Source organism: Chitinophaga sp. G7 BAM 1005 (assembly GCF_057126945.1).
In genome coordinates this window covers 4,432,913-4,449,150 of the sequence record NZ_CP181478.1, presented here as the reverse complement: position 1 = coordinate 4,449,150, position 16,238 = coordinate 4,432,913, and the positions used below count along the sequence as shown (strand labels likewise).

The 16,238-nt window shown below is 41.2% G+C and carries 8 protein-coding genes; 3 read left to right on the top strand and 5 right to left on the bottom strand.

The window, feature by feature from the left end:
* Positions 1–5: 5 nt before the first annotated feature.
* The gene (locus ACMXI2_RS17585) at positions 6–3,161 is read left to right on the top strand and encodes an efflux RND transporter permease subunit (protein WP_483777392.1); all 3,156 of its coding nucleotides are present in this window, start codon (positions 6–8) and stop codon (positions 3,159–3,161) included.
* A 28-nt stretch (positions 3,162–3,189) separates the two neighbouring features.
* Positions 3,190–4,284, top strand: coding sequence for an efflux RND transporter periplasmic adaptor subunit (locus ACMXI2_RS17580; protein WP_483777391.1), 1,095 nt, complete (start codon positions 3,190–3,192; stop codon positions 4,282–4,284).
* Between the two features lie 310 nt (positions 4,285–4,594).
* On the opposite strand, the gene ACMXI2_RS17575 is transcribed toward ACMXI2_RS17580, so the two are convergent.
* The 5 genes from ACMXI2_RS17575 to ACMXI2_RS17555 form a co-directional block, all read right to left on the bottom strand.
* Positions 4,595–4,882, bottom strand: coding sequence for a hypothetical protein (locus ACMXI2_RS17575; protein WP_483777390.1), 288 nt, complete (start codon positions 4,880–4,882; stop codon positions 4,595–4,597).
* 446 nt (positions 4,883–5,328) lie between these two features.
* Positions 5,329–6,801, bottom strand: a complete 1,473-nt coding sequence (locus ACMXI2_RS17570; protein WP_483777389.1) for a hypothetical protein — start codon at positions 6,799–6,801, stop codon at positions 5,329–5,331.
* A 192-nt stretch (positions 6,802–6,993) separates the two neighbouring features.
* Positions 6,994–8,982, bottom strand: coding sequence for a hypothetical protein (locus ACMXI2_RS17565; RefSeq protein WP_483777388.1), 1,989 nt, complete (start codon positions 8,980–8,982; stop codon positions 6,994–6,996).
* Complete coding sequence (locus ACMXI2_RS17560; protein WP_483777387.1) at positions 8,982–9,575, bottom strand: hypothetical protein; 594 nt, start codon at positions 9,573–9,575, stop codon at positions 8,982–8,984. The genes ACMXI2_RS17565 and ACMXI2_RS17560 overlap by 1 nt, the downstream gene beginning before the upstream one ends.
* A complete protein-coding gene (locus ACMXI2_RS17555; protein WP_483777386.1) occupies positions 9,572–11,137 on the bottom strand; it encodes a VPA1262 family N-terminal domain-containing protein in 1,566 nt (521 codons plus the stop codon). Before ACMXI2_RS17555 ends, ACMXI2_RS17560 begins: the two co-directional genes overlap by 4 nt.
* A 1,199-nt stretch (positions 11,138–12,336) precedes the next feature.
* Here ACMXI2_RS17555 and ACMXI2_RS17550 point away from each other — a divergent pair.
* A complete protein-coding gene (locus ACMXI2_RS17550; RefSeq protein WP_483777385.1) occupies positions 12,337–16,131 on the top strand; it encodes a DUF5977 domain-containing protein in 3,795 nt (1,264 codons plus the stop codon).
* Positions 16,132–16,238: the final 107 nt, after the last annotated feature.

Genomic DNA, 16,238 nt, shown 5'->3' with positions numbered 1-16,238 from the left:
GGGTTATGATCCGATTAATAGCATTAGCGTTGCGCAAACCATTAGCAGTAGTGGTAACTTTTATAGCAATTATGTTTTTTTCATGGCTCACTATCAAAACCATGAAGATTGATATTTTCCCGAAAATGGGTTTGCCTACTATTTACGTGGCGCAACCCTATGGCGGCCTTTCCCCTGAACAAATGGAAGGCTTTATTACTTCTTACTATGAATATCACTTCTTATACGTAACAGGTGTAAAGTTTGTAGAATCAAAATCCATCCAGGGAGCCGCCCTCATAAAAATACAGTTCAATGAAGGAACGGATATGAGCCAGGCAATGGGTGAAGTAGTAGGGTACGTGAACCGTTCAAGGGCATTTATGCCTCCAGGTACGGTGCCTCCTTTCATTACCCGTTTTGATGCGGGCAGTGTGCCAGTGGGGCAATTAGTATTCACTTCCGAAACCCGGTCATTAGGAGAAATACAAGACCTGGCATTGTTTAAGGTACGGCCTATGTTTTCAACACTGCCAGGTGTATCTGCACCGCCACCTTTTGGCGGCAACCAGAAAACAGTTATTATAAAAGTTGATCCCGAAAAGATCAGGAATTATAATTTGTCGCCAGATGAAGTGGTACAGGCTTTGGCCAGTTCAAACAGCATTACGCCAGCAGGTAATATCAGGGAGGGAGATGAAACGCTTATAACCTCACAAAACGCCGTAGTTGAAAATGTCAAGGAACTGGAAAATGTGCCGCTGAAGCTGGGCGCGGGCCCGTCTGTATATATCCGGGACATTGGAAATGTAGAGCTGGGATCAGATGTGACTACCGGTTATGCGCTGATTGATGGTAAAAGATCTGTGTATATACCGGTAACCAAACGCGCCGATGCGGCTACCTGGGATGTGGTGCAAAGGGTGAAGGCAGCCCTCCCCGATATGCAGGCAGCCGTTCCCGAAGATATTAAAGTAACGTATGCGTTTGATCAATCAGGTTACGTTATTAACTCCTTAAAGAGTTTAATGACAGAAGGCATCCTGGGCGCTTTGCTTACCGGGTTAATGGTGTTATTATTCCTGCGGGATATTCGGGGAGCTTTTATTGTAGTGATCACTATTCCCTTAGCCTTGTTGTCTGCCGTCATCTTTTTAAAGATTTTCGGGCAAACCCTTAATGTAATGACCTTGGGCGGTTTGGCGCTGGCTATAGGAATCCTGGTGGATGAATCTACGGTAACTATTGAAAATATCCACCATCATCAGGAGCTTGGTAAAACAAAGGCCAAGGCAATATGGGATGCCTGCCGGGAGATTGCGTTACCGAAGTTGCTTATCCTTCTTTGCGTAATAGCCGTATTTGTGCCGGCATTGTTCATGACGGGGATTCCGGGTTCCATGTTCCTACCGCTGTCATTGGCCGTTGGTTTTGCAATGGTAGCGTCTTTTATGCTGTCACAAACCCTGGTGCCCGTATTTTCTCACTGGTTACTCAAAGATCGTTTGCCGGAAGGGGAAACGGGCGCCGCTCAGCGATTCAACCGTTTCAGGATGCGTTACAAACATTGGCTGAAAGGTTTCGTGGAAAAATCATCCTGGGCCACTCCTGTTTATCTTTTATTTGCATTCGGAATACTGGCTGGTGGATTCATGTTATTGGGTACTGAAATATTTCCCAAAACGGATGCAGGCCAGGCGCAGGTGCGGCTAAGATTACCTGCCGGAACCCGCGTGGAAAGGACAGAAACAGCAACGCAGGAGTTATTGCACCTGGCGGATAGCATTACTAACGGGCAAATTGAGATCAGTTCTGCTTTTGTGGGTGTGCAGCCATCCAGCTACCCAGTAAACCTTATTCACTTATGGACGAGCGGCCCCCATGAATCCGTTGTAAAGATAAAGCTGCAGGAAGGAGCTGGTATGGCAATTGAGAATTTTAAAGAGTTACTGCGTAAAGCTGTGAAAAATGCTATCCCGGCGGCAACCCTTTCCTTTGAGCCCGGCGATATGGTGGAACAGGTGGTAAATCTTGGTTCTTCAAACCCCATTGAAATTGCAGTAATGGGCAAAAATCTTTCTCAGAGCAGGAAAGTTGCCGCTGATCTGAATAAAAAACTGCAAGATATTTCTTACCTGCGGGACGTTCAGATTGCAACACCATTGGAGTATCCTGGTATTAAATTAAATATTGACAGGGTAAAAGCAGGGCAGTTGGGATTATCTGTTGACCAGATCAGCAAATCAACAGTTGCAGCCACTTCCTCCAGCCGGTTTACACAACCAAACTATTGGCTGGATAAAAGTACCGGCACCGCTTACCAAGTGCAGGTGGAATATCCGCAATACCGTGTCAATAACAGTGATGAATTGGGGTTAGTGCCGGTTATAGCGGGTACAGGCAGCCCTGTTTATCTGAGGGATGTAGCTACTTTACAGAAAATTACCTCACCCGGCGAATATGATCGTATTAACCAGCAACGGTATATTACCATTACAGCGAATATTTTCAAAAAGGATGTAGGAGCCGCCATTACAGATGTAAAGAACGCCATTGCTTCATTAGGCGAGCTACCGCAAGGCGTGAAAATTATGTTGCGCGGTCAGGCGGATCTGCTTGACCAGACAATGAGTGAACTGGAAGTAGGATTGCTTATTGCTATTATTGTGATCTTTTTGATGTTGACGGTTAATTTTCAATCGTTCAGGCTGGCGTTGGCTGTCTTATCAGTAGTACCTGCGGTGATCGCCGGTGCTGTGCTGATGCTGCTGATAACCGGCCAGACCCTGAACATACAATCTTATATGGGCACTATCATGGCAGTGGGTGTTGCAGTAGCTAATGCCATCCTGTTAGTTACAAACGGGGAGCAATACCGGAAGCAGCAATTAAGCTCCGGTTTTGCAGTAACGGGAGCGGCAAACCGTTTAAGGCCTATATTAATGACCAGCCTTGCCATGATTGCAGGTATGATCCCAATGTCCATTGGGTTTGGCGAAGGAGGCGATCAGACAGCTCCATTGGGCATTGCGGTTATCGGAGGACTGATTTTTTCCACCATCAGTACGCTTGTTTTCCTGCCGGCTATATATACAAGCATGATGGGCAGGAAAGCATACCATAGCCCGTCACTGCATCCGGAAGACAAGGATAGCCGGTATTATGAAACAACCAATGAGTAAACTAACTTTCTATAAAAACAATCAAGCAATGAGACTTTCATTTTCTATCATAGGGCTAACACTGTTGACGACTGTTATATTAGTGACGGGATGCCAGCAAGGCCGCAGTAAAGAAGAACTGTCCAAAAAGACTGGCCCTGATTCTGTTGCCGTTTTTATTCTTCAAAAGGACACTGTGAACAAGCAGATCACATTTCCGGCAGAGCTGATCCCTTTGGAACGGGCGGAGATCTTCGCAAAAGTTAGCGGGTATATAAGCGCCTTAAAAGTTGATATTGGCGACAAAGTAAGCAAAGGACAATTACTGGCTGTGTTGGAAGCGCCTGAAATGATTGCCAACTATGCGCAGGCCAACGCGGATATACAAACCGCCCGTTCAAAATACCTTGGAAGCCTGGATGCCTACAAACGGATTGTCAATGCCGCCAAAGTGGAAGGTACAGTAGCTGCCGGGGAGTTGGAAAAGGCGAAAAGCCAGATGCTGGCTGATAGCGCTTCGCTGGACGCCGCCCGGTCTAAAACGAATGCTTATGCTCAATTAAAGGATTACCTTACTATTCGTGCTCCTTTCAGCGGTGTCATTACACAGCGAAATGTAGATCCCGGCACATTGATAAGCACGGGCAATACCAAGCCCATACTGGTAGTAGAGAATATTAACACACTGCGTTTAAGAGTTCCCGTACCTGAAGCCTATACTGCTGCTACTTCGGAAACTTCTGCTGTTAATTTTACGGTAGATGCCCAGCCCGATATAACTTACCAGGCAAAATTATCTCGCAAAGCAGGTGCTTTAAACCTGGCTAACAGAACAGAGACATGGGAGTTTCTTTACCCCAACAGTGATAACCAGCTAAAATCAGGCATGTTTGCCAACGCTGTACTGAAGTTGGGAAGAAAAGCGCCTACTTTTTTAGTGCCTGCATCCGCAATGGCCACTAATCTGGAAAAGCGTTTCGTCATTCGTTTGAAGGGTGGTAAAACGGAGTGGGTGAATGTACGAGCTGGTATTAATACAGGGGATAAGATTGAAATCTTTGGAAAACTAACAGAAGGAGATACCTTATTAATAAGAGCAACCGATGAAATACATGAAGGGAAAAATCTATTATCAAAATTTTGAATACTACGCGGATATTTAAAAGATGTATATTATGAGATTGAATATCACATATTTATGTATGATAATGTTTACTTAATTTCCGCAAGTTTTCGTAAATCAAAGATAAAAAGGTTCGAGTTTTGTACCATAGGGTTCACGAAAAATGCAGAAGTCTTCAAGTCGAAAGATTTGAAGGCTTTTTTGTGTTCGATTGAATCTTCCCCAAATTTTAACTATTGTTATAAATGGCTAATAATCAATTTTATTTGAGTTCGAGTTCCATCGGGGTATTTGAGCAGTAAGTAATCGCTTATTAGGTCTATGGCATTGTTTATTGTAAAAGAAGGGGGATCGATATTTCTTTTAATGCATTAAAGAAATCGACGCCTTTCATATCAGCATATTCTTGAACCTGACCAGGCCATCCTGGGTTACTTTTGGTGATTTGGTATTCTGTTCTAAGTTTGGTAGATATTTGATTGGTTAAATCAAAATCATCTCCTGCGGCTGATTGAAATCCTGTGAAGAATGCTACAATTTGTTCTTTCTCAAGCCTGTATAAAAACATTAATGTTCTTTCGAAAAATTTGATTAATATTTTTTTGTATTCGCTTTTCATTTTTAGCACGATATCAATTGAAAAATTGGTGTGTTTTATATTTATTTATTTCCTCCGGATTTTATAAAATTCAGAAGATTATTAAGCGTATACTTCAAATCATCCTGGTTGCATACATATTCTTTAATTAATCCTATCTGATCATATTTAGAAACATTGAATCCCTCGTCAATATCATTATACCAGATTACATTAGAGCCGAAAATGCTTGTAACCCAGAATTCTGCATCGGGATCTAAATGTTTGGTTTTTAAATTGAATTCAAGGTCATGTTCATTCCAAGTAATTTATGAAAGAATCACTAGATTGAGAGTTGTGAAATTCAATAAAATAATGTGGTTGATTATAGAATGACGACCTTCCCCTCGTTAGGTGTCTTTTCAAGCCCTTTAATTGTAACAATGGCTAGCTCTGCTAGCCGCAAATACTTTTGTTGGTAGCAATATTTATTTCACGTTTGATGCTGATATTTTCTTTCCTGCATCTATTAATACAACGTTTGGTGACTTGTCAAGCTTTAATTCCTCTAAAATCTTCATTGTCTTATTGAACTCCACAGTATCAAAGTACAAAATTACCTTTATTGATTTCTTTGTGTTATTGGCTTTTTCGTAAACCGCAACTTGCTTTTCAAGATTTTGTTTTAGCTTGGAATTAGAAGCTAACTTAAACTCAACAAGTGTTTTGTCTGAAGAGCCTTTTGAAATTGCGTAGTCAACTGGCCCTCTTCCATTATTTGTTTCTCTATTGACATCATAGTCGCTGGCAAACCATGTAAGCCTGTAAATTATTTGCAAATCTTCCTCTCGTTTAATTGGATGACCGTCAATGTAAAACAGTCGATAACCATCATTGTCTTCGATTACAGTTTTTAAATATTGAATTCTTGATAATGATTCGTCATAAGAACTATTTCTAGAAATATTGTAAAATTCGCTTGTCTCAAACAGAAGCTGCACGAATTCTTGAAGTTTTTGAATAAAAATTGCTTCGACTTCTTCCACGTTTTGTTTGGAAATATTTTTTGCCCCTTCTTTATTTTCTTCTTTTAGTTTGACGTAAAACTTAATAACCTCTGGGAATTGATTTATTGTATCGTGAACAGCTTTTGTTATTTCCTTTTGTGTGTTCTTTTTGTTCTTTTCTGTTTTCGGAAGGCACTTGAGATAATAGTTAAATACTTCATGTTTTAATTGTGCATTCGGAATACTATTCAAGATTCCAGTAAAGTTTCCTCTAAGGTCGTTGCTATTTATCCAGTTGTCATCTTTAGTAAGTAAATCCCTTGGTGTCAATAAGACGTAATCGCCAAATATGTATGGCAGCTTGTATTTTTTAGGCATCCATCTTTCAAATGTGTAATCGAAATATGATTTCTCAACATTGACTTCTAACAATAAAGATTCGTCAATATTCTTGTGAGCAAAAGTTTGAGTATATTCGCACAAATAGTTTTTTATAAGATTGGTTGTAAAGTCACTAATGTTATCTTTACCAACTCCGATTTCAAATAACCCAGCCTTTTCTAAGTGTGATGATTGTGTAATTCTTTCTTTCCCTAGATCGTCAAAAACAATATGAATTGAGGAAGAAAACGCTTTTCCAAAAGTCATATTCAATCCTCTGCCACTATTTCCAATTTTGCTATAACCCAACCAATTTTGTTTTACTTCCCGGAATATATACCACGATTGTATTTGATAGTCATGCGTAATACCTTTTTCCGCTTTATCTTTTAAAAATGTCAAATACAGAATGATGGATTTGTGTAATTCTTGATATTCTTCTTTTTTACTTCCAAATAACAAAAATGGGTCAATAAATAAAGGGAGGTCGTTGATGAGCGAAATATTAAATGCTCCATATAGTTCTAGTATGGATTCATCTATGTCAAAAAAGTCGGTAAAATAAATTTTCATATGCTTAAAGGGGGCTTTGTTGCCAACAGTTCAGGTATTGAAGGTGCCCACAATGTATCCGACTGTCGGATCAAATATTGACTATTTCATTTTAATATACTTTTGATTCCCACATTACCCACTACCTTATTTGCGCACTATTTCCGCGATGGCTCAGGTAGCGCCAACTTCTCATCCCTAATCGAACCGAAATTATAACTGAAGGAATTCCAGTATCCCGTCCATGCGCTTAAGGGTATGTGCCGCATTGGCGCTCCTTAGGTTCAGCTTTTCTAAAAGCCACTCTTTATTAACGCGCTCCTTCAACAAGGCTTTGTTAGCATCGCTTATGGAGCCAGGATGCTCGGCTAGTATTTCCAGGACCTCAAACAGCGTGTCAACTTTGGCAATAACTGTCTGGTCGTATAACTCCTGCACGCCCAATATTTCAGCGGTATGCGCCAACCTTGCAATCACCGGCCCATAATGGTTTATGTAGCCCGAAAACCTATGTTGCCGGATAATTTTATTGATGACCTCCTTGAAAAACGAAACATCCTCGTCAGGATAGGCTCCCTCCACCCGCCGCTCAAAATAAGGGATGGTAGCCCCATATAAGAACGAGTCTCTGGCCGCCGCTGAATATAATTCTTCTGTCTGCACGTTCCAGCCTTCAAAATAGGCTCGAAACTCATCAAGTAGGGATTGATACTGTTTTATCGGATCCGGCAATAGCACAATTACATTTGCGCTCGCATTGAGACTTTCCTCGGCTTGCTTATCAAACACCCCAAGCCAAATGTGTTTTTCGTTTTTAAGGTGCTCCTTTAAGGTTTCCAACAGTCGCTTCTTATTTTCTTCTTCATCGCTTACATGATCCAGCAACCCTGTAATATATTTTACGCGCGGGAAACTAAACGATTTGGCTAGTTGCTCAATATGGTCTGCCATAGGAATACTGGCAACTAGGGGATCGAGCACTGACCGGACAAATGCAAGCTCATTAATGTAATGGGCAGCGTATGCAGGGTGTCCACCCGAAGCGGGTTTCTGGTCAAATAACCAATCCGCAACATAGATTGGGGAGGCCACTGCTCTAATCAAGGTCACGATTTCTGTACCCAGCGAGGATTTGGCGGCCACCAAATCCTGCAGCGCCTGCCGTCCCCTTTGGATAAGCTCATTTCTTTCCTTGACAATTCCAGCGGCAGGTTCGGCGCTATTCTGCTCATATTGGCTTGGCATCTGCCAGGAATTTGTCAACAGCTGGAAAAATCTTTCCAGCAGCAACACGGAAAGTTCGGATGGCGAGGTCTTAAGATTTATTTTTGCGCCTGCCAATGCCGAAAGTATATCTCTTATCTTTTCTGCGGTGGTGATCGTATTTAAAGCGGCGGCCTGCAGTATGGGATGGCCAAGGTTATCCCAATACTGGACCCACATTTCTATATTTTTTTCCCGCAGCACATATCCTTTCAGGGAGAATTCTTCTGAAAATGTCAACTGCTGACTAATTACCTGCACCCGTTTGAGGGTGGCCCATTCCATAGGTTCGTTAGAACCGGAATCTGGCCGGCGGTATTTTTCAAAAACATAATCATCATTTTGCAAATAGGCCACTATTTTTGCCGGCTTTTCCTCTACCCGCGTCCATGTTGATCGATCATTTTCCAACCATTCACCCGGAAGCGATTTGATGAGGGTAGCACCAAAGACGTGAAGAAGCTCCGTGTTTTCAAATATTGTCAACACATCTTTGCAATCCAGTTGTGTACTTACTTCAATTATGGCTGCCGCCCATTGCTCTTCGAGCCAAGCCTGTATCCATTCATCGGTTTCTGAGACGTAGAACCTGTCATAGTCGGTTTTGAGTGCCACTTTGAACAGCCGTTCCCAGACTTCATTTAAGACGGTAGATGCAGATTTGTCTTTAAAAATGTCGGCGTAAGTAGGCTCAAGTAAAATGACCCGATCCAGCGCAGGTCCCAGAGCAGGATCCAGGTCAAAGTAATGGGTCCCTAGTCCTGGGTCACTCAACCTATTGTCCCAACAGGCCAGCGCAACCTGGGCGAGGTCCCTCAGAGAGGGCGCAAGCATATCCGGAAGCGCTGAGCCGTTTAAAACCGCAGTAAAACGGTCTAGGCGCTCCCGCGCCAGCAACGTATCAAGATGTATGGTTAGAAATTCACTCTGGGTTATCATTACAAGTGTAGATTTTTAACAGGTATCTGATGTTTGATTGCATGTGACCAATAGTGATCGAATAATTGCTGGATAAAAGTTTGCGTCATTTGATCATTGACCCGATAAATACCTGTTGAACATTGAACAGTAAGGTGGTAACCCACGGACGACCCTACCAGATAAAAATCGGTGTTATCTATAATTAACATTCGGTCATGGAATAGATAGTTTTCCATATTCGTATCTCCAATATCAACAACCCGCAGGCCAAATCGGACTTTATGTCTAGGGGGAATTGTTTGCTTAATCGCATTTTCTACAACTCCTAAATACGGTCGTCCCTTTGTCATTCCTTTTGTAGTCAATATCTTAATGGTAATTTGCGGCTGAACGGATGTAAAAATCATCGCATCACCAACTGTTCCTGCCGACACATTAAAATACGGGTCCCAAATATCGATTGAGGATGTTGCACTTGAAATTAGCTGCTGGTATAATAGTGGAGGGGCAGACGGAAACGAGTCCCTATGATAGAACCAGTAAGCAGGATGGCCATCATGATGCATCCGCGTTGCACTGTCAACGTTATGAGGAAATACTGGCTGGCTCATGCTTCCTTACTATTTATATAATCCATCAATGTCACGCTTTCCTTCCAAAACCATTTTTCTATTTGATCCACCACCTGGCGATCACTTGAGTTGGGAATTTTTCCAATGCAGCCGGCTCGGTTGCCGATTTCAGCAAAGGAAGTTCCCAGTAAATACGCATTGGTGTCTAGAATAATAAAACGATCATGGAGCATGGAGCCTGTTATCATTTTACATTCTATTTTCTGATAAGGCATTTTGTTATAGGCCTCTATGGCGTCATATAATTTTTGCGCTTCCTCTTTATTGACAAAGTCTTTGCCTTTACAATTAAGAATCCGCAAGGTGGGTGCTGTACTTTCTATTTGATAAGCGTACTCAATTAAGTCTTTTGCCATAAAATAGGGGTCCACCAGGTAACAGCTGTCCTTTGCTTGGTTGATAATCTCTTTAACGACCTTTCTGGCTTTTGCCTTCGTCTCAGTTTTATCCGCCTCAGTTTGGCCAGCAGCAAAAAAGTGAAATTCGTTCCTGGTTTGATGGCCTTGGTACTGCCGGCTTTCCTGCCCTGTTTTGAAATAATAGGTTTCGTCCAGCTCTCCTGCGTCTCCCACTTTCATAGTTTGTTCGGTCGAAAATTTTTGAATTACAACCGGGTCTTCTCCCTGCCTGTTGATTTGAAGTTCTGAATGACCATACGATAGGCCGAAGTTAACTCTTTTTAAGAAAGCCGCTTTAGGTAGCACTGCAATCAAATGCCTGCTCTTGTTATAGACCCTAGTTTCGATCATGCCTGGGGCATGCGGCAAATTTAAAAATCCCATTTTTTCAGTAATATCAAAGACTCCATCAAAGACAATATCATCGCCATGCCAGTTAGTAATTTGAATGGAGAGTGTCTCATCTTTTATGCCTTCCCGCTTCAATAAGTTATAAATAATACCTTCCGGATTTGATTGGTGAGTAAAATCCAGTTTTCTAAAGTAAGGATTAGGTAGTGATAGGTAAATATTGCCGATATGCTCGGGAAAGGCAAGCAGATCAAATCCAAGCCACTCGGTGGCAAGTTTACTAATAGCTTCCTTTTCCTTTCCGGTTGTTTGCTGGAACTTTTGTTGGACTGCTCTTTGGGAATCAATTTGCGCCCACACTAATAGACCAGAGTCTCTTTTGGGCAAAATAGCGCCGACTCCTTCCTTAGTATAAATATTAGAAGGCAACACCAAAGGAGAGGCACCTGCTGGCTCCATCGAGAAGCGGCTGTTTATAAAATGATCGGCAATTCCCACGGTTTTACTTTGTTGTAAAGGGTTTTTAAAGTACTCGATGGCCTTATCAACGTCAGCTATTTCTTCTACCACTAAGTTGGGTTTATAGGTGTCCCATTTGCCCGTCAATTTCGGCCTTATGGTCCTTTGTTCATACCAGGTTTGGTCTGGTATTTTATAGGGCAAGATTTCTTCAGGCAAAAGCTCAATGACAGAAAAGACGTGATACCATTTTTTTGTAATGACATCTTCTGCCACAATGGCCGTTCTTACAGCCTTTTTGTAAAACCGTACCATTTCTTCGAGTAAATCCATAGATAAGAAGACAATTAAATGCAACTAAATATAGCCCAAATCTGTATATCATGTCATAATTTCTTGACTCTACCAGGTTGGAGCTTGAGGTAAGAGGAGAGGCAGACTATAATACCACTTCAGGAATCGAACCAATTTTGATTTAAATAAGAGAGAGTTACGTTAAAAGTGAAGTTTACTAACAAAGAAAAACCGCTGCTAGAGCGGTTTTTCTTTGTTAGTGCCCAGTAACGGTAAGCTATCGAACCAATTACTTATGATTATTAGTCAATTAGTGATATGCTAACCTTAAATCAGCTAATAGCTTTAGATTTTCGAGAAAATGGTTCGAGAATAATCCGAACAGGATCACTGGAGAAACCTGAAACCTGCGCTTGGCGCGGGTTTTTTGTTTTTGGTCTATTGTTAGTCTATCAAAGTGCGGATTCGCTGTTTCGGTTTACTTAGTTTTATTTGGGTTGACTTGCCAATGCCAATTTACAATATTTATTTCCAATAACCTATAGATGGTCTACTTTCGAGATCTTTCATTATAAAACTAATTGTCTTACACTAAAGGGTTGAATATCCTTCGCTTCCCGCGAACTATATATAAAAATATCTTTTCCATAGTGAGATGGAATTTTGATAAGGGGAAGGTAGAAATATTTGACGTCAGGATTGATTAGTTTAAATTTAAAATGCAGATTAATTAAACTATTAAAAGTACCAGATTCTTCTTGCATATTGTAGGGACCGAACCGTACTATGTACATTATAATACTGCTAAAATAAGATGCGCAAATAGGCTGCGTGATCGGCTATTATTCTTGCATCAAGCATGGTATCATGTAAGTTTAAATAATTTTCAGAATGACCTATTATTTTTTTATTACCAATTTAAATGGGTATAAAGAATAACTTATAATATATATCTTAGCATTAAATCCCTGAAAAGCATGCGGTCCCTATATATACAAACCTGTCAGCCGTATTTCATGAGATTTAATCATTGTTGTTTATCTATTTAGATGTTGTTGTTAGTTCATGGTGCCCTGTAACCTAGCGCTTTCATAGCCTCTCAAATCAGTTTTCTTGTACTTATGAATAGCACTTCTATAATTGTTGATTGTATCCACTGTAGTTTTCACCCTGGCAGGTGGGGCAAACGTCATTTCTTTATGAATCAAGCACAAAAGCATTGTCAACTTATCAGAAACATGAAAAAAGAGTTATTGACCTGGGTAAAATGGGCATTATTAATATTGTTGGTTAATTGTGCAGGAATTGGCGATGCTTTTGGACAGGCAGGCCAACTGAATACAGTGATCCCACCTTCACCGCGTTCAAGAGAGTTTGAGAAGTTTATTAATTACCAGGTTTCTTTGTATAATGGATTACCACAGATAAATGTCAATTTTTATACGATTGATGTGGATGGCGTTAAAATCCCCATAGGCATTTCTTATCATGCATCTGGCATTAAATATGGGCAGACAAGTGGAGATGTAGGAATTGGTTGGGCATTAGAGCCTGGATATCGTGTGTCCAGGACGATGCGCGGCAGGTTGGATGAGGCCTATGATATGCCTGATATGAATAATGTCGCAAATGGACAGACCATGAACGCCTATCTGAGCAGTTTTACGTCTTCCTACGACCGCGACAGGTATCTTGCCAGGTACATGGTGTTGCAACCGGGAAGTGATGTCCCCGCAGTAGCAGCCTCTCAGAATGACTATTTAGACGGACAGTATGATATATTTACTATCGGTATACCTGGCAATAGTGGAAACTTTATTATTACAAACCGGCAGAATCGGGTTGTTACAATGCTTGACAATGCTGCCTTGCAGAAGATCGGTTATACAACCAATAATATTGGGATCAGCGAATTCAATGCTACTGATGGAAGTGGTGTGAATTATAGTTTTGGTGTTTCCGATGCGAACAATGAGAATTTCCAGGTCTATATAAACGGCGCTTACAGAAAATTTAACTCAGCATGGCTGTTGGGCAAAATCACCACCCCCTTCAATGGCTCAATTAATTTTCAATATCAGCCCTTTACCGAACCAAGTGAGGGAATGCCGGGATATAGCAGAACCATCACTGAAGGATACAGCGGAAATGGAACCTGTACTCCATCTTGTTATCCGTCGTCCGATAACAGGGGTGTTGCCCAACCGGCAACAATAAAATATTATGATTCAAAAATACTCTCTGGAATTACGACGCCTAACGAACTAATCACAATGAGCCGTAATACTAACGGTACAGTAAATAGCATGACTATTGCCAATAGAAAAGGAGCGCTTATAAAAAAGATCTCTTTCTTTTATAGCCAGTCTGGGGCAACAAGTTTTCTGGATTCGATTCATATAGCCGGGGCTGATAACATAGCTGTGGAAAAGTATAGGTTTGACTATACTTCCAAAAGCGTGAATTTCCCAAATTATGATTGCTTTGGGTATGGAATAAATAATCCAGGTGGAAATTACAGTTATACTAATACGTTTGGAGCGTTTGCATTTCCCCAGGTCGGGATGGATCCCTATGAACCTATCACCGGACCTCCCATACAGCGAGACGAGTGTCAGGGTAACATTATGAAGAACATTAACCTTAATGGAACAGATAAAAGAAGTGTGGTGCCACTGGATGCCGGTATGTTAAAAAGAATCACTTACCCTACTGGTGGTACACAGGTGTTTAACTATGCATCCAACGAGTATAAGGTTGTGATTGGAGGAACTACTTATATAAGAGTTGGTGGTGGATTCAGAATAGCAAGTATCTATAGCGACGATAGGGCTAAAGGAACGACCTTGACACGTAATTATTACTATGGAGATGGGATCCGCTCATTTGATCCAACAGATCCTCGTTACGCATTGACAGAGAAGATTGTCCTTGGCTTTCTTTTGTGTGGAGGAGTTCCAAATGTAGTTGGAATGCACAGAACCAGCCAGTCTTCTTCACTAGACGAAGAATTGTCAGAGGCTATGGGACAGGGGCAGGAGGGTTGGTACAATCAGGTAACTGAGGACTACGGAGAAGGCAAGATTATATATAAATTTGCAGTACCGGATGCTGGTAGTAGGTTAAATCAGTATTCTTCGAATAATGCTTCACCAGTGGGGGCTTCCTATTATTTTCAGTCGTATAAGTTCTGGAATAAACCATTCCTCCAGGAGAAAACTATCTATGAAGGTAAGCCTTCCACGGCCTATGTTGCAAAACAAAGAGAGAGCTATGAATACTATATACCTAATCCAAGCCCTGTGGTGGATGAATTTACCGGAATTAAGGTTGGAGCCTTCGGACTCGGAGACAAGGTTGACATACAAAATACACCTACGCCAGCATATAACCTGTATAGTTCGGGCATCCAATCGGTTTTTAATTACGCTACTTATACGCTTACCAGGGGAGATGTGTTGTTAAAGAAGAAGATAACGACCGACTACGATACCCAGACAGGAGTTAGTGCTAGCACAACGTCGGAGTATAGCTATACTTATGCCAATTTAGTTGCCAGCGAAAAGATAACCAATAGCACAGGAGAAGTAATTGTGACCAACTATAAATATCCTCTCAATTATACAGGAATTTCGTCGGCAGATGCCATTTCCGCAGGTGTCAAAAAGTTGCAGACTGTAAATATGGTTAGTCCGGTGATTGAAAAAAGTAGCTATCGGTCTAATACAGATGGCACGAATAAGCGTCTTATCTCTTCCAATCTCTTTACTTACAAGCCAACAATGCCTTTGCCAGATAAAGTATTCAGAACGGAATTAACCCAACCAGTAACAAATTTTATTGAATCTGGTGTTCAGGGAGGGGCGATAGTAAAAGACAATGGCTATAAAGAGACTATCACCTTTGACTTATATGATAACAAGGGAAATATTCTACAGCAGTCCAAGACTAATGATGTCAAAGAAGTATATTTTTGGGGCTATAGTAATAATTATCCTGTTGCTAAAATAATAGGTAGCGATTATAATACAGCAAAGCAATATGTAAATCAATCATTGCTTGACAGTGCAGTTAACTATACCGATGCTGCGGTTCGGACGGAGTTAAACAAGCTTCGTTCCAATCTGGGAGGTGCAGTTGTTGCAACTTATACCTACCGTCCGCTGGTTGGGATGACCAGTACTACCGACCCCACCGGTAGGAGTGAGTACTATGACTATGATCCATATAGTCGGCTGAAGACAGTTCGAAACAATGACAGTAAGATTACCAGTCAGTTTGATTACCAGTATCAGACGCCAGTGACTCCCATATGGCCTAATAATTTCAAAAGTCAGGTATTTAACCGTAATAACTGTGTAACCGGAAATGGTACTCCGGTGGAGTATGCAGTGCCGGTAGCCACTTATTATTCTGAAATCAGCCAGGCAGATGCTGATCAAAAAGCGCAGAATGATATTAATCTTAACGGGCAAGCCTATGCAAATAAATATGGCTCCTGCGTATTTTATAAGAACGTAGAGAAAAGCCAGTGGTTTGCACGCAGTAATTGTACGGCAGATTCTATTGGAGACTGGATACTATATAGAGTTGTAGCCGGTACCTATACTTCTACCATTAGCCAGGCGGATGCTGATCAAAAAACAATTGATGATATCAATTTAAATGGACAAGCTTACGCGAATGCGAACAGTAAATGTCTACCTCCAGTGTATGCGAAACTGCGATTTGAAAACATAGTTCAGACGCCTACCACTACCACAGGAGATGTGGTGGTCAAATTCTATAGTGATTCTGGCTGTACGATTCCCTTCACTTTAACGAATAATGTTATTGTGAACGTAAAGATTACTAAAGTGACTACGCCGGACAACATTACGGAGGTGACTTATGAAAGTTTTAATTGCTCAGGATCAAGCCAGGTGCTTAAATCAAGCTTTCTTTTGTCTGAGCGGCAATCTCAGACGCCGGGAGCCCCAGCTACAAATTATACATTCACGCTGCAAATTGGTAGCGGGTACACTGTTCGCTAAGAATTAAATTGAGATAACAGCTTTCGGCGCATATAGTATTAAACCGGTGAAGCTTAGGATAGTATATGATTTTTAGAATATCGACATATTGTTTGTGCAAATCTTTA